The 24,098-nt window shown below is 72.1% G+C and carries 18 protein-coding genes; 8 read left to right on the plus strand and 10 right to left on the minus strand.

Annotation, left to right across the window (positions count from 1 at the left end; translation table 11 throughout):
* Nucleotides 1-67 precede the first annotated feature (67 nt).
* From AB0D94_RS27435 to AB0D94_RS27445, 3 genes are all read right to left on the minus strand, one after another.
* On the minus strand, nucleotides 68-2,938 hold the full coding sequence (locus AB0D94_RS27435; protein ID WP_362056629.1) for a protein kinase: 2,871 nt from the start codon (nucleotides 2,936-2,938) through the stop codon (nucleotides 68-70).
* A 90-nt stretch (nucleotides 2,939-3,028) separates the two neighbouring features.
* Nucleotides 3,029-5,599: a serine/threonine-protein kinase gene (locus AB0D94_RS27440; RefSeq protein WP_362056631.1), complete on the minus strand. Its 2,571-nt coding sequence runs from the start codon at nucleotides 5,597-5,599 to the stop codon at nucleotides 3,029-3,031.
* Between the two features lie 194 nt (nucleotides 5,600-5,793).
* The gene (locus tag AB0D94_RS27445; protein ID WP_362056633.1) at nucleotides 5,794-7,500 is read right to left on the minus strand and encodes a glycerol-3-phosphate dehydrogenase/oxidase; all 1,707 of its coding nucleotides are present in this window, start codon (nucleotides 7,498-7,500) and stop codon (nucleotides 5,794-5,796) included.
* Between the two features lie 257 nt (nucleotides 7,501-7,757).
* Between AB0D94_RS27445 and AB0D94_RS27450 the strand changes: the two genes are divergently transcribed.
* The 4 genes from AB0D94_RS27450 to AB0D94_RS27465 all read left to right on the plus strand — a co-directional run bounded on the left by AB0D94_RS27450 (nucleotide 7,758) and on the right by AB0D94_RS27465 (nucleotide 12,486).
* The gene (locus AB0D94_RS27450; RefSeq protein ID WP_362056635.1) at nucleotides 7,758-8,987 is read left to right on the plus strand and encodes a nucleotide sugar dehydrogenase; all 1,230 of its coding nucleotides are present in this window, start codon (nucleotides 7,758-7,760) and stop codon (nucleotides 8,985-8,987) included.
* Between the two features lie 129 nt (nucleotides 8,988-9,116).
* Nucleotides 9,117-9,587 carry a hypothetical protein gene (locus tag AB0D94_RS27455; RefSeq protein ID WP_362056637.1) on the plus strand — a complete coding sequence of 157 codons (471 nt, stop codon included), beginning with the start codon at nucleotides 9,117-9,119 and terminating at the stop codon, nucleotides 9,585-9,587.
* A gap of 99 nt (nucleotides 9,588-9,686) precedes the next feature.
* Entirely contained in the window at nucleotides 9,687-10,652 is a 966-nt protein-coding gene (locus tag AB0D94_RS27460; RefSeq protein ID WP_362056639.1) for a hypothetical protein, read from the plus strand.
* Nucleotides 10,653-10,659: 7 nt separating this feature from the next.
* The gene (locus tag AB0D94_RS27465; protein WP_362056641.1) at nucleotides 10,660-12,486 is read left to right on the plus strand and encodes an insulinase family protein; all 1,827 of its coding nucleotides are present in this window, start codon (nucleotides 10,660-10,662) and stop codon (nucleotides 12,484-12,486) included.
* A gap of 80 nt (nucleotides 12,487-12,566) precedes the next feature.
* Here the strand turns inward: AB0D94_RS27465 and AB0D94_RS27470 are convergent, their stop codons facing one another.
* The 4 genes from AB0D94_RS27470 to AB0D94_RS27485 all read right to left on the minus strand — a co-directional run bounded on the left by AB0D94_RS27470 (nucleotide 12,567) and on the right by AB0D94_RS27485 (nucleotide 17,206).
* A complete protein-coding gene (locus AB0D94_RS27470; protein ID WP_362056643.1) occupies nucleotides 12,567-13,691 on the minus strand; it encodes a GuaB3 family IMP dehydrogenase-related protein in 1,125 nt (374 codons plus the stop codon).
* Nucleotides 13,692-13,885: 194 nt separating this feature from the next.
* The gene (gene guaB, locus AB0D94_RS27475; protein WP_362056645.1) at nucleotides 13,886-15,385 is read right to left on the minus strand and encodes an IMP dehydrogenase; all 1,500 of its coding nucleotides are present in this window, start codon (nucleotides 15,383-15,385) and stop codon (nucleotides 13,886-13,888) included.
* 129 nt (nucleotides 15,386-15,514) lie between these two features.
* The gene (locus AB0D94_RS27480; RefSeq protein WP_362056647.1) at nucleotides 15,515-16,144 is read right to left on the minus strand and encodes a sigma-70 family RNA polymerase sigma factor; all 630 of its coding nucleotides are present in this window, start codon (nucleotides 16,142-16,144) and stop codon (nucleotides 15,515-15,517) included.
* Nucleotides 16,145-16,594: 450 nt separating this feature from the next.
* A complete protein-coding gene (locus AB0D94_RS27485) occupies nucleotides 16,595-17,206 on the minus strand; it encodes a response regulator transcription factor (protein ID WP_003948568.1) in 612 nt (203 codons plus the stop codon).
* Nucleotides 17,207-17,585: 379 nt separating this feature from the next.
* Between AB0D94_RS27485 and AB0D94_RS27490 the strand changes: the two genes are divergently transcribed.
* A complete protein-coding gene (locus AB0D94_RS27490) occupies nucleotides 17,586-17,912 on the plus strand; it encodes a WhiB family transcriptional regulator (protein WP_079429335.1) in 327 nt (108 codons plus the stop codon).
* Between the two features lie 203 nt (nucleotides 17,913-18,115).
* Here the strand turns inward: AB0D94_RS27490 and AB0D94_RS27495 are convergent, their stop codons facing one another.
* Entirely contained in the window at nucleotides 18,116-19,015 is a 900-nt protein-coding gene (locus AB0D94_RS27495; protein ID WP_362056650.1) for a LysR family transcriptional regulator, read from the minus strand.
* An 80-nt stretch (nucleotides 19,016-19,095) separates the two neighbouring features.
* Between AB0D94_RS27495 and AB0D94_RS27500 the strand changes: the two genes are divergently transcribed.
* The 3 genes from AB0D94_RS27500 to AB0D94_RS27510 all read left to right on the plus strand — a co-directional run bounded on the left by AB0D94_RS27500 (nucleotide 19,096) and on the right by AB0D94_RS27510 (nucleotide 21,367).
* On the plus strand, nucleotides 19,096-19,791 hold the full coding sequence (locus AB0D94_RS27500; RefSeq protein WP_362056652.1) for an MOSC domain-containing protein: 696 nt from the start codon (nucleotides 19,096-19,098) through the stop codon (nucleotides 19,789-19,791).
* Nucleotides 19,792-19,822: 31 nt separating this feature from the next.
* The gene (locus AB0D94_RS27505) at nucleotides 19,823-20,596 is read left to right on the plus strand and encodes an SDR family oxidoreductase (protein WP_362056654.1); all 774 of its coding nucleotides are present in this window, start codon (nucleotides 19,823-19,825) and stop codon (nucleotides 20,594-20,596) included.
* A gap of 72 nt (nucleotides 20,597-20,668) precedes the next feature.
* Nucleotides 20,669-21,367 carry an ester cyclase gene (locus AB0D94_RS27510; protein ID WP_362056656.1) on the plus strand — a complete coding sequence of 233 codons (699 nt, stop codon included), beginning with the start codon at nucleotides 20,669-20,671 and terminating at the stop codon, nucleotides 21,365-21,367.
* Between the two features lie 65 nt (nucleotides 21,368-21,432).
* On the opposite strand, the gene groL is transcribed toward AB0D94_RS27510, so the two are convergent.
* Complete coding sequence (gene groL / locus AB0D94_RS27515) at nucleotides 21,433-23,061, minus strand: chaperonin GroEL (protein ID WP_362056658.1); 1,629 nt, start codon at nucleotides 23,059-23,061, stop codon at nucleotides 21,433-21,435.
* 133 nt (nucleotides 23,062-23,194) lie between these two features.
* Nucleotides 23,195-23,503 (minus strand): co-chaperone GroES, encoded by a 309-nt coding sequence (groES, locus tag AB0D94_RS27520; protein WP_266934835.1) that lies wholly within the window; start codon nucleotides 23,501-23,503, stop codon nucleotides 23,195-23,197.
* Between the last annotated feature and the right edge of the window lie 595 nt (nucleotides 23,504-24,098).

The following is a 24,098-nucleotide window of genomic DNA, read 5'->3' on the forward strand; positions in this document are numbered from 1 at the left end:
AACCACGCGGGCGTGGTGAGACAGCACTGTGACGCAATTGCCGTACTGATCCCCCGTCAGTACGGTCTCAGCCGCCCGCCCGGTAACTCGCCGTGGCTTTCTCGAAGACCTCGGTCACCTTCGCCTCGTCGTCCTGCGGGCCCGTCACGACGACCACGTGGTAGCTGCCGCCGAGCGCCACGACGTAGTTGCGGGCGACGACGCTGCTGCCGTTGCCGTCGATCCAGGTGTACTTGCCCGTGGCCCGGAGCTGCTGGCCGACCTTCGTGCTCTTGACCTCGCTGACGGTGGACCAGGTCGAGGTGCGGTACGGGGTCAGCTCCTGCTCCTTGTCCTTCTGGTAGGCCGCCGGGTCCGGATTGCCCTCGACCTTGTCCCGGCCGGGGACCACCGTCAGGGCGAACTGGCCGCTGGTGTACCGCACCTGGCCGGCCTCGTTGATGCCGCGGCGCTCCCAGCCGTCGGGAACGGCGATCTCGAAGTGCTCCGGGTCCTGCTGACTGGTGTAACCGGCCGGGGCCGGGGCCGCCGGACTGGCCGGGGGCGTGGTCGTCTGCGGCGCGGGCTTCGACTCGGGCGTGCCGGTGGGGGTGTTGGCCGAGGCTCCGGGAGTGCCCGCCGGGCCCTGGGTCGCCGGCGTCCTGGCCTCGCCGCCCTCGCCCTCCGAGGGGGCCCGGGGCATGAACAGCATCGCGTACGCCACGGCTCCCGCGAGGAGCACGAGGATCCCGGCGAGCAGCGTCCGGCCCAGGGCGCGGGGCTTGCGGGGGGCCGCCGGATTGCGGTGCCGCCCGTGCAGTTCGCCGCGCCTGCGCACGACGGGCAGCCGCGCGGGATCCGGCTCCGGCATCGGGAGCGCGGCGAAGCCGGTTTCCGGCTCGGGGGCGGACCGTACGAGCGACCGCAGCCAGCCGCGGAGCTCCTCGAACTCGGGGCGCTCGGTCGGGTCCTGGCGCAGCAGCGACTCCACCACCGGGCGCAGCGCACCGCACTCCTCGGCGAAGGCGGGGGGTTCGGAGCAGACCATGTCGACGAGCTCGGCGACGCTGTCCTCCGGATACGGGGCGTGCCCCTGCACGGCGCGGTAGAGCAGGGCGCCGAGGGCCCAGAGGTCGGTGGCGGGCCCGACGGGGGCGGCCAGCTGCCACGGGCCCGTGACGGGGCGGGCCTGTTCGGGGGCCCAGCGCTCGGTGACGGCCCCGACGACGGCCATCCGGGTCTGGCGGGCGCGCTCGGCGTCGAGCCCGGTGCGGGGGCCGCCGCCGCCCCAGCCGTCGCCGAGGGGCTGCCGGGCGGGGCGGGCCCCGGGCCGGGCGGCCTGGTCCGCGTACTCGGCCTCGGCCTCGGCCTCGGCCTGGCGGTAGCCCTGGGGCAGGGCGAGTTGCGCGGGCAGGACGGCCCGCGCGGATGGGCTCGGCGGCTGGGGCCGGGCGGGGGGCTGGGACTCGGGCTGCGGCTGGGGCCACGGCGGGCTCTGGGGTGTTTGTTGCGCGTGAGGCCGCGGCTCCGGTGGCCGGTGCGGGCTCTGGGGGCCCTGCTGGGGGTGAAGCTGCGATTCCGCTTGCGCTCCGCCCTGCGCCGGCGCCGGAGGCTCCTGGCCGGGCCGGTGGGCTGCCGGAAGGGCCTGGCGGCGCGGGGTCGTGCCGTGCCAGGGCGTGGTGCCACCGCCCTGCGGGCCCCCGTACGGGTACGAGTACCCCTGCGGGAGCGTCGAGCCCTCGGGCCGCGGCTCCGGCGCGGGTCCGGCCCCGGCCTTGCGCTCCTCGCTGACCCGGGCCGCCGCGGCCCGCGCCCCCGCCCGGTAGGCGGCGATGGCCCCGGCCCGCGCGGCGGCCTTGGCGTCGGGCCGCTCGCCGGGCCGCTCGCCGGGCCGTTCGGGGGTGATGTGGTCGCGGTAGCGGGGCCCGGTGTCGTACCCGGGAGCCACGAGCGGAGCATCAGCGGGCCCCGGCGCGTACCCCTGCCCGAGCCCGGGCTCCACGGCCGGCACACCGAACTCCGGGCCGGGGCCCTGCCCGGGGCCGGGCTCCACACCCCGCACACCGAACTCCAGGCCGGGGCCGTTCGGCGCGAGCCCGGGCTCCACACCCGGCGCGCCGAACCCCAGCCCAGGGCCGGGCTCCGTGCCCGCCGCACCCAACTCCGGCCCAGGACCCGGCGCGAGCCCGGGCTCCGTGCGCGGCGCGCCGAACTCCGGCCCAGGGCCCTGGCCGGGGCCGGGCTCCGTGCCCGCCGCGCCGAACTCCGGCCCAGGACCGGGCCCGAGCTGGTGACCGTAGGACTCCTCGGGCCCGTAGCCGAAGGCCAAGGCCTGGCCACCGGAAGGCTCCGGGGCGTCCCACCCCGCGCCGCCCGGCGAGGCGGAATCCGGCACGGGGTCGTACCCGCACAGCGCGTCCTCGGCGGCGCCCGCCGCCAGCCCCGTCAGGACGACCCGCCCGTCGTCGCAGACCAGGACCGTCCTGACGGTGATGTTCCGGTGCGTCCAGCCGTGCGCGTGCAGCACGCGCAGCGCGGTCAGCACGTCCGAGGCCACTTCCGCCGCCCGGTAGGGGGTCAGCGGTTCATCGGCGATCAGCGCGGCCAGCGGCCGGGCCGGGACCAGTTCGCTCACTATCCACAGCGACCCGCCCTCGGCGAACACGTCGAAGACCTGGTCCAGCCGCGGATGGTCGGGCACGGCGGCCGCCGCCTGGGCCGCCTCGATCGCCCGCCGCACGGCCGGCAGGTCGGCCGCCGAGCGGCGCCCGGCGGCCGGGGCCCGGTGGCCGTCCAGCAGCTCGGCGTCCACGACCTCCGGTAACGGCACCTGCCGGACCAGGACTTCCTGCCCGCTGCGCGTGTCGAAGGCGCGGGTCTCGACCAGCTCGTACTCGTCCGTCGGCGGCAGGGGCAGGCGGTAGCGGTCGGCCAGGATCCGACCCGCGTAGTCCTCCACATCGCCTCCCCCGAGTGCGTGGGCCCCCCATGGCCCCGCTGACACGATACGTCGCCGGAGCCGCCCGCGTCCCGGGCCTGGCAAGGCTCGTCAGCCGAGGACTTGGAAGGTCTCGAACGCGGTGTTGCGCATCTGCGTGCACTCGGGGCCGTCCCACTGGTCGGCGGCGCAGCTGATCATGATGGCGAAGCCGTTCTTCGCGTCCACCCTGAAGCCGCGGTTGAGGACACGGACCTTGATGCCCTGCTGCTCCCGCTCGAACTGCCAGTCCGCGACGGTCGGGTAGCCCCGGTACTCCACCGCGTCGATGCTGATGGTGCGGTAGCCCTTGCTGCTGCCCTGTACGAGCGGGGCGGACTTGAGCCAGGCGACTTTGGCGTCCTCGCCCGGGCTGGAGGTGTGGTCCACCTGGATGCGCGGGAAGCCGCCGTCACGGCTGTATATGGCTCCGGAGTTCTCGCCCGCTGTGGCCGTCTGCTTGAAGCCTTCGGGCATCGCCATCGAGAAGTGGAACCCGAGGTTGGTCACCACTGCGTAGCCCTGTGGGACCCCGCCGCCCGGGGAGCCGGGCGTGGCGCCCTGCCCCTGGCCGCTGCCCGGCGTCTGCTGACCCTGGCCCGGCTGGCCGCCGTTCGCGGCGCCGCCGTTGGCACTGCCGTTGGCACCGCCGTTCGGGTCGGCTCCCTTCGGCGTCTCCCCGGTGCCGCCCGGGGTGGCGCCCGAGGACGGGTTCGCGGACTGGCCCGCCGACGCGGCCGGGGTGACCTGGCCGCCCTTGCCCTCTTCCTTGCGGCCGCCCTTGTCGTCGCCGCTGACCGCGTAGGCGATCAGCGAGCCGACGACCGCCAGCGCCACGATCACACCGGCTATCGCGAGCGCGATGGTCCGGCGCGGCATGACGTCGGTGAGCGGGGCCGGGACCGGGGCCGGCCGGGCGGGCGACGCCGGGGCCTCCGCGGCCGAAACGGCCGGCGCTGCCGCCGCCTTGCGGGCTGACTTCAACGCGGCACGGGCCCGTTCGCGCTGTTCGCGGTCGCGCCGCTCGCGTTCCTTCTTCTCCGCCTTCTCGGCTGCCTTCTGCGCGGCGGCCTTGTCGGCCGCCTCCTTGGCGTGGGCCAGCGAGATCTGCCGGGGCTCCTCGGCCGGGACCGGTACGGGCTTGGGCGCGGGCTCCGGTGCGTTGAGCACGGCCGTGAGCATCGCCCTCGCCCGGCCCTCGTCGAGGCGCTGGGCCGGGTCCTTGGCGAGCAGGCCGTAGATGACGTCGGTCAGCGGACCGGCGTTCTTGGGCGGGTCCACCGGCTCGGTCATCACCGCGGTGAGGGTGGCGAGCGCGGACCCCTTGTCGTACGGGGGCACGCCCTCGACCGAGGCGTACAGCAGACCGCCGAGCGACCACATGTCCGCCGGCGGGCCGGGCTTGTGGCCGCGGGCGCGCTCGGGCGAGATGTAGGAGGGGGCGCCGACGAGCATGCCGGTGGAGGTGACGGAGGGGTCGCCCTCGACCTGCGCGATGCCGAAGTCGGTGAGGACGACGCGGCCGTTGCCCGCGATGAGCACGTTGGACGGCTTCACGTCCCGGTGCAGGATGCCCTGGCGGTGCGCGGCGCGCAGGACGTCGAGCACCGCGAGGCCGACCTCGGCGGCGCGGTGCGGGGTGAGCGGGCCGTTCTCCCGGACGAACTCGGCGAGCGAGGAGCCCTCGATGAGCTCCATGACGATCCAGGGACGGGCGTCCTCGTCGACGACGTCGTAGACGGTGACCGCGCCGCCGCTGCGGATCCGGGCGATCGCCTTGGCCTCGCGGAGGGTTCGCGTGATGAGGCGTCGCTTCTCGTCCTCGTCGACGCCGCTGCTGAAGCGGAGCTCCTTGACGGCGACGGTCCGGCCCAGGGTCTCGTCCTCGGCACGCCATACGGTGCCCATGCCGCCCTTGCCGAGCACGGCGCCGAGCCGGTAGCGGCCGGCGAGCAGCCGCCCTTCGTCCTGCCCGTTGCCCGCCGCCTTGGCGGCCTCGGCCCTGGCCTTGACCTCGGCGGCCACGGCATCCGCCTTCGCCGCGGGAGTGACGGCGGCCGGCTTCGCCACCGCGGGCTCCACCGGCTCGGCCTCGGCCGCGGCGACAGGCTTCGCCAGATCGGCCTTGACCCCACTCGGCTTCACCGCCGCGGGCTCGGCATCCGCAGGCTCGGCCTCCGCAGGCTCGGCCTCGGCCTTCGCCGCCGCAGGCTTGACCTCAGGCTTCACCGGATCGGCCTCGGCCGCCGCGGGCTCGGCATCCACAGGCTCGGCATCCGCAGGCTCGGCTATGGCCTCCGCCGCGGCGGCAGACTTCGTCAGGTCAGCCTTGACCGCAGCCGGCTTCACCGCCGCAGGCTTGGCAGCAGGCTTCGCCAGATCCGCCTTGGCCGCTGCCGGCTCGGCATCCGCAGGTTCGGCTTCGGCCTCCGCCGCCGCAGGCTCGTCCTCAGGCTTCCCGGGATCGCCCTCGGCCGTTACGGGCTCGGCATCCGCAGGCTCGGCCTTGGCCGGCCGCGTCGGCTTCGGCTTCTTGGGGGCAGCCTCAACCGCCGCAGGCTCCGCGTCGGCCACAGCCTCGGAAGGCCCAGCCGGATCGGTCTTGCCCGCCCCCGGCTGCTCGGTGTGCTCCGGCTTCGACATGCGTCCCCTCTGCGATCGTGCCGCCTGCTCCGGCTGCCCCGGCCGTTGCGGCCGTCCCGGCAGCCGCCGGGGTTCCCGGTGCCCCGCTCCGGCAGAATCCGTCGGGTAACCCGCCCCGGCAGAACCCTCATTGTTCCTCACTACGCAACGGACGGGCGCCCCGGGTCCGCGGTTCCCCCTTCCGCATCCCGGACTTACAACGGAACGATGTCGGGCGCCCCCAGCCGCGCCGCGTCCGCCGTCTGGTCGTCCGGCTGGCGCTGCGATTCCCTTTCCGCCTGCACCCTCTTCTCGTAGTGCTCCACTTCCTTCTCGATCTGCCCCTTGTCCCAGCCCAGCACCGGGGCCATCAACTCCGCGCACTCCCGCGCCGACCGGGTCCCCCGGTCGAAGGTCTCGATGGAGATCCGCGTCCGCCGGGTCAGTACGTCGTCCAGGTGCCGGGCGCCCTCGTGCGAGGCCGCGTACACGATCTCCGCCCGGAGGTAGTCCTCCGCCCCGGTCACCGGCTGGCCGAGCCCCGCATCGGCGGCGATGAGGTCCAGCAGTTCCTCGGTCAGCGACCCGTACCGGTTCAACAGGTGCTCCACCCGCACCACGTGAAGGCCCGTCCGGGCCGCGATCCTCGCCCGGGCGTTCCACAGCGCCCGGTAGCCCTCCGCGCCCACCAGCGGCACGTCCTCCGTCACGCAGTCCGCGACCCGCTGGTCCAGCCCGTGCACCGCCTCGTCGACCGCGTCCTTCGCCATCACCCGGTACGTCGTGTACTTGCCGCCCGCGACGACCACGAGCCCCGGCACGGGGTGCGCCACCGTGTGCTCGCGCGAGAGCTTGCTCGTGGCGTCCGACTCGCCCGCCAGCAGCGGCCGCAGGCCCGCGTACACGCCCTGCACGTCATCGCGGGTCAGCGGCACCGCCAGCACGGAGTTCACGTGCTCCAGCAGGTAGTCGATGTCCGCGCTGGAGGCCGCCGGGTGCGCCTTGTCCAGGTCCCAGTCGGTGTCCGTGGTGCCCACGATCCAGTGCCGCCCCCACGGGATGACGAACAGCACCGACTTCTCGGTCCGCAGGATCAGCCCGGTGCTCGAATGGATCCGGTCCTTCGGGACGACCAGGTGGATGCCCTTGGAGGCCCGTACGTGGAACTGGCCGCGCTCCCCGATCAGCGCCTGGGTGTCGTCCGTCCACACCCCGGTGGCGTTCACGATCTGCTTCGCGCGGATCTCGTACTCGCCTCCGCCCTCCACGTCCTGCACCCGCGCGCCGACCACCCGTTCGCCCTCGCGCAGGAAGGCGATCACCCTCGCCCGATTGGCGCACTGCGCCCCGTACGCGGCGGCCGTCCGCACCAGCGTGGCCACGTACCGCGCGTCGTCCATCTGGGCGTCGTAGTACTGAAGGGCGCCCACCAGGGCGTCCTTGCGCAGTGCCGGCGCGACCCGCAGCGCCCGCTTGCGCGACAGGTGCCGGTGCACCGGCAGGCCGCGCCCGTGGCCGCTGGAGACCGACATCGCGTCGTACAGCGCCACGCCCGATCCGGCGTAGAGCCGCTCCCAGCCCTTGTGCTGCAAGGGGTACAGGAAGGGCACCGGCTTCACCAGGTGCGGTGCGAGGCGCTCCAGCAGCAGGCCGCGCTCCTTGAGGGCCTCCCGGACGAGGGCGAAGTCGAGCATCTCCAGGTACCTGAGGCCGCCGTGGATCAGCTTGCTGGAGCGGCTGGAGGTGCCCGAGGCCCAGTCACGCGCCTCCACCAGCCCGGTGGCGAGGCCTCTGGTCACCGCGTCGAGCGCGGTGCCGGCGCCCACCACTCCCGCGCCCACGACCAGGACGTCCAGTTCCCGCTCGGCCATCCGGGCGAGGTCCTCGGCGCGCTGCGCCGGTCCGAGTGTCGCTGTCCTCACGGCTGCCTCCCGTTGGTGCGGGTGCTCCCCGCGTCGTGCGGGTGATCCCGCTCACATCCCCCGTAGCCCGATTCTGACCGCCCGCACCCACATCAGCCACCGCCTGTGGACAACACAACGGTGATCACCACCCCAGAATGCGACATATCTGTCATATATACGCCTAGTCTGACATTGCGCCAGCTCCCTGGGGGCTCCCCCTGTCCACAGGGCTTGCGCGCGCATCCCCCTCGTGTCAGGGAAGGGACGGCACCCCCATGCCCGCAGACCTCGCCGTCATCGGACTCGGCCATCTCGGCCTCCCCCTCGCCCAGGCGGCCGTCGCCGCCGGGATCGAGACGGTCGGCTACGACAGCGGTCCGGTCACGGACTCCACCCTCACCGCCGCCGAGATCCGCCGCATGTCGGCGGCCGGCTTCCGGGTCACCACCAACCCCGCCGAGCTCGGCAGGGTCCGCACCGCCGTCATCTGCGCCCCCACCCAGCTCGGCGCCGACCGCGCGCTCGACCTGTCCGCCGTCGGCGAGGCCGGCCGGGCGCTCGCCGCCCGGCTGCGCCCGCACACCACCGTGATCCTCGAATCGGCCGTCGCCCCGGGCGTCACCGAGGACCACCTCCGCCCGATCCTCGAAGAGGGCTCCGGGCTCCGGGCGGGCCGGGACTTCCACCTGGCCTACTCCCCCAGCCGCCTCGACCCGGGCAACCGGACCCACGGCATCTCCAACACGCCCAAGGTGATCGGCGGCCTCACCCCCGCCTGCACCGAGTCGGCGCACGCCTTCTACGCCCGCCTCGCCGAGAAGGTGGTGCGCGCCCGCGGCCTGCGCGAGGCCGAGACCGTACAGCTCCTGGAGACCAACTACCGGCACGTGAACATCGCCCTCATGAACGAGATGGCGGTGCTCTGCCACGACCTCGGGGTCGACCTGTGGGACGTCATCCGCTGCGCGGAGACCAAGCCGTACGGGTTCCAGGCCTTCCGCCCCGGCCCCGGAGTCGGCGGCCACGGCGTCCCCCTGGACCCCAACTACCTCCCCCACACCACCCGCACCCCCGGCCACCCCCTGCGCATGGTCGGCCTGGCGCAGGAGATCAACAACCGGATGCCGCAGTACGTCATCCAGCGTTCCGCCACCCTGCTGAACGAGCACGGGAAATCCGCCCGCGGCGCCCGGGTCCTGCTGCTCGGGGTCACGTACAAACCCGACCTCGCCGACCAGGAGGGCTCCCCGGCCCGCGAGATCGCCAGCCGCCTGCTCGACCTGGGGGCGCTCATCAGCTACCACGACCCGTACATCGCGGGCTGGCGGGTCCGGGACCAGCCGGTCCCGCGTGCCGAATCGTTGTACGAGGCCGCCGCGAACGCCGACCTGACGATCCTTCTCCAGCACCACCGCACCTACGACCTGCAAGGACTCGCGGTGAAGGCCCAGTTGCTCCTGGACACCCGCGGCGCCAGCCCGGTGGGGGCGGCCCACCGCCTCTGAGGGTTCCTCCCCCTGCGCCGAAATCCCCCCGGCGGATGTCGGAAGCGACTGCTAGCCTGCGGCGTCACTTATCTCGTACTTATGCCCGAGTGGCACCCGTACGCCCGAATCCCTGGGGGGGATTTCCCAATGAGCCAGAACTTCCAGCCGCCCGCGCCTTACTCCTACACCGAGGCGCCCGCACCGGCTCCGGCCCGCAGCGGCAACCTCGGCCTGGCGATCGCTGCGGCTGCCGTCACGGCTCTGATCGCGGGCGCCGCATACGGCGGCCTCATGGGCGGGATCGAATACCAGATCGGCTACGCGGCCGCCGGTGTCGGCCTCCTCGTCGGTCTGGTCGCGGCCCGCCTCGGCGGCCGCAACCCGATCCTTCCGGCCCTGAGCGCCGTGCTGACGCTGCTCGGTGTCTACGTCGGCTACCTCCTGGCCGAGGCGATCTTGATCTCCAAGACCTTCCCGATCTCGGTGACCGAGCTGCTCACCAGCAGGATCGCCGACGTGCACCAGTCCTTCCTGGACAACTTCGACCCGATCTCGGTCCTCTTCTTCGCCCTCGGTGGATATGCCGCGTTCCAGACGGCCCGCAAGGCCGGCAACTGAGGTCCGGCCTCCGGACAACGCGCTGAGCAGGCACGATCGTGATCTGAAGGCGGCCTGAAACCCTGTTGGCGACAGGGCGGCCGATCATATGATCCGCGCGTGTCTGCTCTTCCTCCTCCCGGTCGGCCCGTGTTCGAACCCGCCGACCGCATCCCCTCCCTCGCCGCACTGCGCGAAGCCGTGCGCCGCGGGGACTGGGACGCCGTCCACTCCGGTCTCGAATCGCTCTCCTCCGAGGACGACCGGGCCCTCGCCAGCAGGATCGTCGCCGAGACCGACGGAGCGGAAACCTTCCTCCAGTCGCACGCCGACCGCGGGCCGCGCGACCCGCTGGCGCGGACCCTGCTCGCCGACCGGCTGGTCCAGATCGGCTGGGCCATCCGCTCCGGCCACCGGGCCGAGCACGTGTCGCAGGACCAGTTCCGCGACTTCCACGCCTACTTGCGGCGCGCCGAGGTCCTGCTCATCGACGTCTGCGCCGAGTACCCCGAGTACGCCCTGGCCTGGTACCTGCGCGTCATCACCTCCCGCGGCCTCGAACTGGGCCTGAGCGAGACCCGCCGCCGCTACGACCGGCTCACCGAGCACCACCCGCACCACTACAGCGGCCAGTCGCAGCTGCTCCAGCAGATCTGCCCCAAGTGGGGCGGCAGCTGGGAGGCCGCCCACGGCTTCGCCGAGCAGTGCGCGGCCGCGGCTCCGGAGGGCAGCCCCAGCGGGGCCCTGGTGGCCATAGCCCAGATGGAGCAGTACCTGGAGCTGTCGCAGAAGGAGAGCAAGGGCAGCGCGGAGGCGTACCTGCGCGAACCGGGCAACCACGCGCGGCTGCTCGACGCCGCGGCCCGGTCCGTGCTGCACCCCGCCTTCCGCGCCGACGCCCACCACGCCGTCAACGCCCACAGCGCCTTCGCCGCCGCGCACTGCGCCGCCGGCCGGCACGCCGAGGCGGCTCCGCACTTCCGCGCCCTCGGCGACAACGCCAGCGAGTTCCCGTGGGGCTACCTGAGCAACGACCACGAGGCCGTGTTCGTGCGCCACCGCAAGACCGCACTGGCGAAGGGCTGAGGACCACATGAACATCGAGACCACCGGCCCGGACACCACCGCACCGGACACCACCGGCCCGGACACCCCCGGCGCGGACACGACCACACCGGACACCACCGCCCCGGCAGCCACCGCACCCCCCGCCACCACCGACGCCGACGGCATCACGCACACCACCGTCGACGGCATCCGCACGCTCCTCGCCCCGCGCTCCGGCCCCGTCACCGCCGGCCTGCTCTTCCGCGTCGGCCGCGCCGACGAGACCCTCGCCACCAGCGGGATCACCCACCTGGTCGAGCACCTCGCCCTGCACCGGCACGGCCTGAGCGACCTGCACTACAACGGCGCCACCGCCGCCGCGTACACCCACTTCCACGTCACCGGCACCCCGGCCGACGTGGTCGAGTACCTCAACGGCGTCTGCGCGGCCCTGCGCGACCTGCCCATGGACCGGCTCGAGACCGAGAAGGAGATCCTGCGCACCGAGGCCGCCGGCCGCAGCCGCGGCCCGGGCCACGGCATGGCCCTGTGGCGCTACGGCTCCCGCTCCTACGGCCTCACCGACTACGCCGAGGCCGGCCTGCACCGGATCACCCCGCACAACGTCCGCGACTGGGCCACGACCCGCTTCACCGCCGAGAACGCGGTCCTGTGGATCACCAGCGACACCCTCCCCGAGGGCCTCGACCTCACCCTGCCGACCGGCGAGTGGATACCCACCCCCGAGGCGAGCTCCGCCCTGCCCGTCACCCCCGCCTACTTCCGCGGCGACGAGGGCGGGCTGGTCCTCACCTCGGTCCTGCCCCGCTCGACCAAGGCCGGGCTGCTGACCGAGATCCTGGGCAAGGAGCTGTTCCGCGCCCTGCGCCAGAAGGGCGGCTACTCCTACACCGCGGCCGCCGAGTACTGCTCGCGCGACACCGACTCCGCGACCGTCGTCGCGTACGCCGACGCGCTCCCCGAGAAGCAGGACGCGATGGTCGGCGCCTTCGTCGACGTCCTCGCGAAACTGCGCGCCGGCCGCATCGAGAAGGCCGACCTGGAAGCCGTACGGACGGCCGCGCTGGCCCAGTTCGACGCCCCGGAGCTCGCCGCGGCCAAGCTCCCGGCCCAGGCCATGAACCTGCTGATGCGCCACCGCGACCTCACCGTCGCCGAGGCGCGGGCCGAGATCGAGGCGGTCACCGTCGCAGATCTCCACGAGGTGGCGCGCGAGCTGTGGGCGGGCGCGCTGGTGCAGGTGCCCGGCAGGGACCTGGACTGGGCCGGGCTCACCGCGGCCCCCGCGGCCTCCCCCGACACGGTCACCGGACGCCGCTACACCTCGCTGGAGGACCGGAAGGTCGCCCTGCTCGTGGCGGGCGACGGCGTCAGCCTGGTCGGCCCGGACAACCAGGTGACCGTCCGGTACGCCGAGTGCTCCCTGATGTACGTCTTCCCGGACGGCGCCCGCCACCTCGTCGGCCACGACGGCTTCACCCTCACCGTCGAGCCGACCCTGCACGGCATCACCGCCGCCGAACTGGCGCCCCTGGACGCGGGCGTCCCGCCCGCCTCGGTGATCCGCATGCCGCCCCGCGACCCCGCCCGCATCCCGCAGCCCCGCAAGGCGGAGCCGGCCGAGCCGAAGGCCGCCCGCAAGACGGGGATCACGGTCGTGCTGTGGCTGCTGGGCCTGATCTCCGGGTTCCTGACGGTCGTCCTGGGCCTGCTCGTGCTCGGCGAGACCGACGCGGAGATCACCCCGGACGGGCCCGACTGGACCAGCGTGATCGGCTTCGGCCTCGTCTGCCTGATGTTCGTCGTCCCGTGGCTCCTGGTGCTGCGCCACCGCCTCAAGGGCCGGGGCTGAGACACGCCGAAGGGCCGGCGCCCCGAACGGGGTGCCGGCCCTCCTGCGTACGTACGTCCGTACGTGCCCGCGTACGACCGTCAGCGACTGTGCTGAGAGTCCGCCACGGTGACCTCGACCCGCTGGAACTCCTTGAGCTCGCTGTAGCCGGTGGTGGCCATCGAGCGGCGCAGGGCGCCGAAGATGTTCATCGAGCCGTCGGGGCTGTGCGAGGGACCGGTGAGGATCTCCTCGGTGGTGCCCACGGTGCCCAGGTCGACCTTCTTGCCGCGCGGCACGTCCTCATGGACGGCCTCCATGCCCCAGTGGTTGCCCTTGCCGGGCGCGTCCGTGGCACGGGCGAGCGGGGAGCCCATCATCACGGCGTCCGCACCGCAGGCGACGGCCTTCGGGATGTCGCCCGACCAGCCCACGCCGCCGTCGGCGATGACGTGCACGTAGCGGCCGCCGGACTCGTCCATGTAGTCGCGGCGGGCCGCGGCCACGTCCGCGACGGCGGTCGCCATCGGGACCTGGATGCCGAGCACGTTGCGCGTGGTGTGCGCGGCGCCGCCGCCGAAGCCGACGAGGACACCCGCGGCGCCGGTGCGCATCAGGTGCAGGGCCGCGGTGTAGGTGGCGCAGCCGCCCACGATGACCGGGACGTCGAGCTCGTAGATGAACTGCTTCAGGTTCAGCGGTTCGGCGGCGCCCGAGACGTGCTCGGCCGACACGGTGGTGCCGCGGATCACGAAGATGTCCACGCCCGCGTCGACGACGGCCTTGGAGAACTCGGCGGTGCGCTGCGGGGAGAGCGCGGCGGCGGTGACGACACCGGAGTCGCGCACCTCCTTGATGCGCTGCCGGATCAGGTCCGCCTGGATCGGCGCGGAGTAGATCTCCTGGAGGCGGCGGGTCGCGGCCTCCTCGTCCAGCTCCGTGATCTCGTCGAGCAGCGGCTGCGGGTCCTCGTAGCGGGTCCACAGGCCTTCGAGGTTCAGCACGCCGAGGCCGCCGAGCTCGCCGATGCGGATCGCGGTCTGCGGGGAGACGACCGAGTCCATGGGGGCGGCCAGGAAGGGGAGCTCGAAGCGGTACGCGTCGATCTGCCAGGCGATCGAGACCTCCTTCGGGTCCCGGGTCCGCCGGCTCGGGACGATGGCGATGTCGTCGAACGCGTACGCCCTGCGGCCGCGCTTGCCGCGCCCGATCTCGATCTCAGTCACGTGTGGTGGCCTTTCCTCTGGGTCTGCCCGTCCAGTATCCCCGAACGCCGGGGGCCCGCGTTCCGATGACCGCCGTACGGACACGATTGCAGCCCCGCCGGCGTTCGAGGCGCGGGGGTCCGGGGGCAGAGCGCCCCCGGCAACGGCGAGAGGCGGGCCCGGAAACCCGGACCCGCCTCCTGCGCTGACGCCTGCTACCCCTTACGGGAGTAGTTCGGTGCCTCGACCGTCATCTGGATGTCGTGCGGGTGGCTCTCCTTGAGGCCCGCCGAGGTGATCCGCACGAAGCGTCCCCGGTCCTGCAGCTCGGGGACGGTGCGGCCGCCGACGTAGAACATCGACTGGCGCAGACCGCCGACGAGCTGGTGCACGACCGCCGAGAGCGGGCCGCGGTAGGGCACCTGGCCCTCGATGCCCTCGGGGATGAGCTTGTCGTCGCCGCCCACGCCCTCCTGGAAGTACCGGTCCTTGGAGAAGGAGCGCTGGTCGCCGCGGGACTGCATCGCGCCGAGCGAACCCATGCCTCGGTAGGACTTGAACTGCTTGCCGTTGATGAACAGCAGCTCGCCCGGGGACTCCTCGCAGCCCGCGAGCAGCGAGCCGAGCATCACCGTGTCGGCTCCGGCGACCAGGGCCTTGGCGATGTCGCCGGAGTACTGGAGACCGCCGTCGCCGATGACCGGGACGCCGGCCGCCTTGGCGGCGAGGGAGGCCTCGTAGATCGCGGTGACCTGCGGGACGCCGATGCCGGCGACGACGCGGGTGGTGCAGATGGAGCCGGGGCCCACGCCGACCTTGATGCCGTCGCAGCCGGCGTCGATGAGCGCCTGGGCGCCGTCGCGGGTGGCGACGTTGCCGCCGATGACGTCGACGCCGGAGTTCGACTTGATCTTGGCGACCATGTCGCCGACCAGGCGGGAGTGGCCGTGGGCGGTGTCGACGACGATGAAGTCGGCACCGGCCTCGATCAGGGCCTGGGCGCGCTCGTACGCGTCACCGGCGACGCCGACGGCCGCGCCGACCAGCAGCCGGCCGTCCTTGTCCTTGGCCGCGTTCGGGTACTTCTCGGCCTTGACGAAGTCCTTGACGGTGATGAGGCCCTTGAGGATGCCCGCGTCGTCGACCAGCGGAAGCTTCTCGATCTTGTGGCGGCGCAGCAGCTCCATGGCGTCCACACCGGAGATCCCGACCTTGCCCGTGACCAGCGGCATCGGGGTCATGACCTCGCGCACCTGGCGGCTGCGGTCCGACTCGAAGGCCATGTCGCGGTTGGTGACGATGCCGAGGAGCTTGCCCGCCGGGTCGGTGACCGGGACGCCGGAGATGCGGAACTTCGCGCAGAGCTCGTCCGCCTCGCGCAGCGTCGCGTCCGGGTGCACGGTGATCGGGTCGGTGACCATGCCGGACTCGGAGCGCTTGACCAGGTCCACCTGGTTGGCCTGGTCGGCGATGGAGAGGTTGCGGTGCAGGACGCCGACGCCGCCCTGACGGGCCATCGCGATGGCCATGCGGGCCTCGGTGACCTTGTCCATGGCGGCCGACAGCAGCGGAACGTTCACCCGGACGTTGCGCGAGATGAGGGAGGAGGTGTCGATCGCGTCAGGCGACATGTCCGACGCGCCCGGCAGCAGCAACACGTCGTCGTAGGTCAGTCCGAGCGTGGCGAATTTGTCGGGCACTCCGTCGGCGGTCATGACACCTTCCCAAATGGTCTTGCTCAGCGCGGATGTCCATGCTAACGGGATCCCGACGCGTCTCATTCCACGATGAAGATCGACCGGAAGATTCGTTGGTTCCTACGAGGCATGCGACCGTTCGGCCTCCTACTGCTCCGCGAGCGCCCTCAGCCTGCTGAGCGCGCGGTGCTGGGCCACCCGCACCGCTCCCGGGGACATGCCGAGCATCTGTCCGGTCTCCTCGGCCGTCAGCCCGACCGCCACCCGCAGGACGAGGAGCTCGCGCTGGTTCTCCGGGAGGTTGGCCAGCAGCTTCTTGGCCCAGGCGGCGTCGCTGCTGAGCAGCGCCCGCTCTTCCGGGCCGAGCGAGTCGTCGGGACGCTCCGGCATCTCGTCGGAGGGCACGGCCGTGCTGCCGGGGTGGCGCATGGCGGCCCGTTGCAGGTCGGCGACCTTGTGCGCGGCGATGGCGAAGACGAAGGCCTCGAAGGGCCGGCCGGTGTCGCGGTAGCGCGGCAGGGCCATCAGCACGGCGACGCAGACCTCCTGCGCCAGGTCCTCCACGAAGTGACGAGCGTCACCGGGGAGCCGCGACAGCCGGGTGCGGCAGTAGCGGATGGCCAGCGGGTGCACGAAGGCGAGCAGGTCGTGCGTGGCCTGTTCGTCGCCCTCCACCGCACGGCGTACGAGCGCACTGACAGGCCCGGCACCGCCGCCTTTGGCGGCGCCGGTGGGGCCTGTGGCCGCGGGGGACCCCTGGGCCTCGTCGTCGCGCATCAATCCATGGTGCCTTGGCGCCGGAGGATCCGTGGCACCGTGGCCCGCGTTGTGCATCGAAGCGTTATGAGCGGGTGCGCCGGAACTCATGATGTGCGCCCTCCCCTCCCCGCTCGGCCGAATGGTCCCCGAGGGTTCCCCGAGGACTCCACATCTCCAAGAATGCGGCACACCCTCAAGGATGCGGCATCGCGCACGAAGCGACACGTCCCCTGGATTGTGCCCCGCCGATCCCCGGGTGCGCACCGGGTAGGACCGACAGGACCGCGCCCGCCGTACGGGGCCGGGCGCGCCGCCGCCTCCGGGCGGAGGGGCACCGCCGGGACGCCCCGGCGGCAGCCGGGGGGAGAGGTGGTGCTGCCGCCCCGTCCGCCCCAGGCGGACGGGACCGCTCTCAGCAGCCGGCCGTCGGCCTCGCGGTCTGCGGCGGACCGGGCCGTGACCCGGGGGTCAGCGGACGAGGCCCCAGCGGAAGCCGAGTGCCACGGCGTGCGCCCGGTCGGAGGCGCCGAGCTTCTTGAACAGCCGGCGGGCGTGGGTCTTGACCGTGTCCTCGGAGAGGAAGAGCTCGCGCCCGATCTCCGCGTTGGACCGGCCGTGGCTCATGCCCTCCAGCACCTGGATCTCTCGCGCGGTGAGCGTGGGCGCGGCGCCCATCTCGGCCGAGCGGAGCCGGCGCGGGGCCAGTCGCCAGGTCGGGTCGGCGAGGGCCTGGGTGACCGTGGCCCGCAGTTCGGCGCGCGAGGCGTCCTTGTGCAGATAGCCCCGGGCTCCGGCGGCGACCGCGAGGGCCACGCCGTCCAGGTCCTCGGCGACCGTCAGCATGATGATGCGGGCGCCGGGGTCGGCCGAGAGGAGACGGCGGACCGTCTCGACACCGCCGAGTCCGGGCATCCGTACATCCATCAGAATCAGGTCGGAGCGGTCGGCACCCCAGCGGCGGAGGACTTCCTCGCCGTTGGCAGCCGTCGTCACACGCTCGACGCCGGGCACGGTGGCAACCGCGCGGCGGAGCGCCTCTCGGGCAAGCGGGGAGTCGTCGCAGACGAGGACGGATGTCATGACCGCCCTCCGCAGCTGCTGATGCGCGTCACCTTGAGCCTCCAGGCTGGTACGTATCGTCACCTGTGCGGTCGATGTCCCCGGACACCTGTCCGAGAACTTCTTGGTTCAACCGCCTTCGCACTCTCAACGATGGTCACTCGAAAGAGTTACGGGTCGGACGGACACCTTCGGCACTCTACGTGAGGAAGCGATCACGACGCGGACACCACCACCCGCGTGTCCTCCATCTGGAGCTATGCCCTATTTGGCGGCTTTCCTTCCGTTTGGCATGTGTCTGAGGCTAGATTCCCAATGAGTCATATTTACATCTACTACGACAGTAGGTGTGGAGACATGGACCGTATCCGCCTCAGTACCGGCACCAAGAGGACTACCAATGGCAGATTTCTCCCGCCTCCCCGGACCGAACGCCGACCTCTGGGACTGGCAGCTGCTGGCTGCCTGCCGAGGAGTCGACAGCTCCCTCTTCTTCCACCCGGAAGGCGAGCGGGGCGCGGCCAGGAGTGCGCGCGAGGCCTCGGCTAAAGAGGTCTGCATGCGATGCCCGGTGCGCGCGGAATGTGCCGCGCACGCACTCGCCGTCCGTGAGCCCTACGGGGTGTGGGGCGGCCTGACCGAGGACGAACGCGAGGAGCTGATGGGCCGAGCCCGCCACCGCCTGATCCCCGCATCCAGCACGATCGGACCGATCGCTCCGCACTGAGGGCCGCCGGAAACGCCCGAAGGAACGTTTCTCCCGACCCCGGCACACCCGGGCGGGCAGCAGCTCCCGGCTGCCCGGGCGTGCCGCGCCGGCGCCGACCGCACCCGTACGGCCGTACGCCCCCGGCCGTCGTCGGAGGTGCGCCCCTGCCCGGGGTGTGCTCAGCCGCGCGGCGGCCGCCCGGTCAGCGCGCGGCGGCCCCGTCAGCGCGCGGCGGCCCGCTCCAGCTCGGCCAGGGTCGCAGCCACGGCCGGCACCCGGGCCAGGTCGGGCAGGGTCAGCGCCACGACCTCCCGCTCGACGGCCGGTTCCACCACCAAGGTGCTCACGCCCTTGGCCCGTACGGACTCCACCGCGAGCTCCGGCAGCACCGCGACGCCCAGCCCCGCGCCCACCAGCCCCACCACCGCCGGATAGTCGTCGGTGGCGAAGTCGATGCGCGGGGTGAAACCCGCCCCCTCGCACACCTCCACCAGATGGCGGCGGCAGCGCGGGCAGCCCGCGATCCAGGGCTCCTGCGCCAGCTCCGCCATGCCCACCCGTTCGGCCCCGGCCAGCGGATGCCCTTCGGGGACCAGCCCGACGAGCCGGTCCGTCAGCAGCGGCCGCACCACGAGGTCCTCCCACTCGGCGGCGGACCCGGAGGAGCCCCCGTAGCGGAAGGCCAGCGCCAGATCGCAGTCGCCCTCGCGCAGCATCTCCACCGAGCGCGGCGGTTCGGCCTCGACCAGGGAGATGCGCGTCCCCGGGTGCTCGGCGCGCATCGCCGCGAGCGCGGTCGGCACCAGCGTGGAGCTGCCGCTGGGGAAGGACACCAGCCGGACGCGGCCCGCGCGCAGCCCGGCGATGGCCGCGACCTCCTCCTCGGCGGCGGTCAGCCCGGCCAGGATCCCGGCGGCGTGGCGGACCAGGGCCTCACCGGCCTGGGTCAGCCGCATTTCGCGGCCGGTGCGGATGAGCAGCGGGGTGCCGGCCGACTGCTCCAGCGCCTTCATCTGCTGGGAGACGGCCGGCTGGGTGCAGCCGAGCTCACGGGCGGCGGCGGAGAAGGACCCGGTCCCGGCGACAGCGCGCAGAACCCGGAGATGACGTGCCTCGATCACCCTTCGAGCATAAGGCCTGCTTTGACTGGAGCGTCAATACCCATGTGCCCCTTTGGGGCAGCTCGGCTAGCGTGTCCTCCATGACCAAGGGCACCACCCATCTGATCTCCGTGAACCTCGGCCGCGCCACCCCCGTCGACTACGCCGACACCGGCGTGACCGGCATCGGCAAGCGCCCCGTCCCCGGTCCGGTCCGCGTCTTCGCCCCCGGCCCCAAGGCCACCGGCCTCGGCAGCGGCCTGGAGGGCGACAGCGTGTGCGACCGGCGCCATCACGGCGGCGACCACCAGGCGGTCTACGCGTACGCGCGCGAGGACCTCGACCTGTGGGAGCGCGAGCTGGACCGCGAACTGCCCGACGGGATCTTCGGCGAGAACTTCACCACCTCCGGCATCGACCTGAACACCGCGCGCCTGGGCGACCGCTGGCGCGTCGGCACGGACCTCGTCCTCGAAGTGGCCTCCGCCCGCATTCCGTGCCGGACCTTCCAGGGGGTCCTCGAAGAGCCCGCCTGGGTCAAGCGGTTCACCGCGCAGGCCCGCCCGGGCGCGTACCTCCGGGTGATCCAGGAGGGCTCGGTCTCCCCCGGCGACCCCATCGAGGTCGTCCACCGGCCGGACCACGACGTGACGGTGGAGCTCTGGTTCCGCGCCTTCACCACCGAACGCGCCCTGCTCCCGCGCACGCTCGCGGCGGGCGAGGCGATGGAGCCCGCGGCGCACGAGACCGTACGCCGGTACGTGGAGAAGTACGGGGCGAAGTCCGGCCCGCAGTAGAGCCGGCAGCCGGGGAAGCTAGGTTGCGCCTATGACGACTGCGTTGATTACGGGATCCACGGCGGGCATCGGCGCCGCCTTCGCCCGGCGGCTCGCCGCCCAGGGCCACAATCTGGTGCTGGTGGCACGCGATACGAAGCGGCTCGGCGAGCAGGCCACCGAACTGCACGACCGGCACGGCATCGAGGCCGAGGTACTGGCCGCCGACCTCTCCTCCGACGAGGGCATCCAGGCGGTCGAGCACCGCCTGGGCGACCGTACGCACCCCGTGGACCTGCTGGTCAACAACGCGGGCTTCGGCAACAAGGGCCGTTACCTCGAGGTCTCGATGGCCGACGAGCTCGCCATGGTCAAGGTGCACGTCGAGGCGGTGCTGCGGCTGACCTCGGCGGCCACCTCCTCGATGCGCGAGCGGGGCCGGGGCGGCGTGATCAACGTGGCCTCGGTCGCGGCGTTCGTACCGCGCGGCACGTACGGGGCGAGCAAGGCCTGGGTCGTCCAGTTCACCCAGGGCGCGGCGAGGGACCTCGCGGATTCCGGCGTGCGGCTGATGGCGCTGTGCCCGGGCTTCGTGCGCACTGAGTTCCACCAGCGTGCGGGCATGGGCACCGACAACATCCCTAGCTGGCTGTGGCTGGACGCCGACAAGCTGGTGGCCGCGGCCCTGGCCGACCTGGCGCGGGGCAGGACCGTGTCGATCCCGGACCCGCGGTACAAGGCGCTGATGGGCGTGGTGAAGCTGGCGCCGCGCGGGCTGCTGGGCGGGGTGTCCTCCCGTACGGGCCGCAAGTACGGGCCCCGGTAACCCGCCGGTAAACCCGCTGAACGGGCGATATCTCCCTAAACTGGACATGTCCCATCCAGTCCGGGAGACGCCATGACATTCGTACAGATAATCGATTACAAGACCAGTCGGCAGGACGACCTCAACCAGCTGCTCGACCGGTACGTCTCGCAGAGCCAGGGCAAGCGCACCGTCACCCACAGCATCGTGGGCAAGGACCGCGAGAACGAGAACCACTACGTGGACGTGGTCGAATTCCCCTCGTACGAAGACGCCATGAAGAACTCTCATCTCCCGGAGACGGACAAGATGTTCCGGGAGATGGTGGCGCTGTGCGAGGGGATGCCGACCTTCACCAACCTGGACGTCGTCCGCGACGAGAACCTCAACAAGATGCTCGCGAACCGGGTGTTCGAGGAGATCCTCCAGAAGGGCAACATGGCGCTCGTCGACGAGTGCTTCGCGACGAACTACATCGACCACGACGTCAGCAAGGAGGAGTCCACCGTCATCGGGCGGGACGTCATGCGCGAGGACGCGCAGATGTGGCGCGGGGCCTTCGACATGACCTTCGACATCACGGCCCAGCTGGCCGAGGGCGACTTCGTCACCACCGTGTGGACCTGGCACGGCACCCACAAGGGAGAGTTCATGGGAGTCGCTCCCACCGGGAAGACCTACGACATCCTCGGCAGCACCACCTTCCGCTGTACGGACGGCGAGATAACCGAAGCCTGGTGGCAGTACGACATCGGACGCCTCATGCGCGAGATGGGCATGTCCGGGTCCTGAGCACGTGAACGGGGAAGGCCCCGTTCCGCAGATGCGGAACGGGGCCTTCCAAGCGTGGTGCGCGATCAGTGGCTGTGGCCGTGACCGTGGCCGTGACCGGCGTCGCCCTCTTCCTCCGCCGGCTTCTCGACGACCAGGGTCTCGGTCGTGAGCAGCAGGGAGGCGATGGAGGCGGCGTTCTCCAGCGCGGAACGGGTGACCTTCACCGGGTCGATGACGCCGGCCTTGACCAGGTCGCCGTACTCGCCGGTGGCGGCGTTGAAGCCCTGGCCCTTGTCGAGCTCGGCGACCTTCGAGGTGATGACGTAACCCTCGAGACCGGCGTTCTCGGCGATCCAGCGCAGCGGCTCGACGGCGGCGCGGCGCACGACCGCGACACCGGTGGCCTCGTCGCCGGCCAGGCCGAGGTTGCCCTCGAGGACCTTGACGGCGTGGACGAGCGCGGAGCCACCGCCGGAGACGATGCCCTCCTCGACCGCGGCGCGGGTCGCCGAGATGGCGTCCTCGAGACGGTGCTTCTTCTCCTTGAGCTCCACCTCGGTGGCGGCGCCGACCTTGATGACGCAGACGCCGCCGGCGAGCTTCGCCAGGCGCTCCTGCAGCTTCTCGCGGTCCCAGTCCGAGTCGGTGGACTCGATCTCGGCCTTGATCTGGTTGACGCGACCGGTGACTTCCTCGTGGCTGCCGCCACCGTCGACGATGGTCGTGTCGTCCTTGGAGATCGTGACGCGGCGGGCGGAACCCAGTACGTCCAGACCGGCCTGGTCGAGCTTGAGGCCGACCTCCTCGGCGATGACGGTGGCACCGGTGAGGGTGGCCATGTCCTGGAGCATCGCCTTGCGACGGTCACCGAAGCCGGGGGCCTTGACGGCGACCGCGTTGAAGGTGCCGCGGATCTTGTTGACGACGAGGGTGGAGAGCGCCTCGCCCTCGACGTCCTCGGCGATGATCAGCAGCGGCTTGGACGCGCCGGCCTGGATGACCTTCTCGAGCAGCGGCAGGAGGTCCTGGATGGAGGAGATCTTGCCCTGGTTGATCAGGATGTACGGGTCGTCGAGGACGGCCTCCATACGCTCCTGGTCGGAGACCATGTACGGGGAGAGGTAGCCCTTGTCGAAGGCCATGCCCTCGGTGAACTCCAGCTCCAGGCCGAAGGTGTTGGACTCCTCGACGGTGATGACACCGTCCTTGCCGACCTTGTCCATCGCCTCGGCGATGAGCTCGCCGACCTGCTGGTCCTGCGCGGAGAGCGCGGCCACGGCGGCGATGTCGGACTTGTCCTCGATCGGGCGGGCGGTCGCGAGGAGCTCCTCGGACACGGCCTTGACCGCGGCGTCGATGCCCTTCTTCAGGGCGGCCGGGGAAGCGCCGGCGGCGACGTTGCGCAGACCCTCGCGGACCAGCGCCTGGGCCAGCACGGTGGCGGTGGTGGTGCCGTCACCCGCGATGTCGTTGGTCTTGGTCGCCACCTCCTTCACGAGCTGCGCGCCCAGGTTCTCGTACGGGTCGTCCAGCTCGACCTCGCGGGCGATGGTGACACCGTCGTTGGTGATGGTGGGGGCGCCGAACTTCTTGTCGATGACGACGTTGCGGCCCTTGGGGCCGATCGTCACCTTGACCGTGTCGGCAAGCTTGTTGACGCCGCGCTCGAGGGCGCGACGGGCGTCCTCGTCGAACTTCAGAATCTTCGGCATGGGAGCGGTTCAGTCCTCTCGTTGCGATCGGCCGCTCACCGCGACCGCCACCGCCTGGAACGAACTACGCCCCTCGCCGCCCGGCATCAGCAGGGTGACCAGGGGCGCAGCTCAAATCAAAACTTGAAGCGAATTACTTCTCGACGATCGCGAGCACGTCGCGAGCCGAGAGGACGAGGTACTCCTCGCCGCTGTACTTCACTTCGGTGCCGCCGTACTTGCTGTACAGCACGACGTCGCCGACGCTGACGTCCAGCGGGAGACGCTGGCCGTCCTCGAAGCGACCCGGGCCCACGGCGAGGACGACGCCCTCCTGGGGCTTCTCCTTCGCGGTGTCCGGGATGACCAGGCCGGAGGCCGTGGTCTGCTCGGCGTCGAGCGGCTGGACCACAATGCGGTCCTCAAGCGGCTTGATGGCAACCTTGGAGCTGGCGGTCGTCACGATCCGACCTCCCCCTTCGGAGATCCGGGGTTAACTGTCTGAGGTGGCGACCAGGTCGATCCGTCGTCGCGGGTGCCGGACCTGCCTGTCGCTGTGTTGGCACTCACCCGGGGCGAGTGCCAGGTGCGACACTATTCCGGCGATTAGCACTCGGTCAAGCGGAGTGCCAATTCTCGCCGCCGAAGGTGTCGTCGTTCTTCCCTGGGGCGCCGCCCCAGACCCCGCGCCTCAAACGCCGGCGGGGCTGGATTTGGCTTCGGCCCGGGGTGGGCCCGTTCCAGCGGAGCCTGGTCGGTTTGGCCGGTCCGCGGTGCCCCTCCGGGCTGTCTCCTCGGCCACCTGCCCTGCGGGCGGGCCGGCTGTGTGCGGTTCGGCTTGCCGGGGCCTGGTCGGTGGGAGCCGGTCCGCGGTGCCCCTCCGGGCTGTCTCCTCGGCCACCTGCCCTGCGGGCGGGCCGGCTGTGTGCGGTTCGGCTTTGCCGGAGCCTGGTCGGTGGGAGCCGGTCCGCGGTGCCCCTCCGGGCTGTCTCCTCGGCTCGCGCACTGAGCCCCCGCTACGCCCCCTCGGCCCAGGTTGCGCGCTCGTCCTGCGGGGA

The sequence above is a fragment of the Streptomyces sp. NPDC048255 genome (assembly GCF_040652415.1).
Taxonomy (GTDB): domain Bacteria; phylum Actinomycetota; class Actinomycetes; order Streptomycetales; family Streptomycetaceae; genus Streptomyces.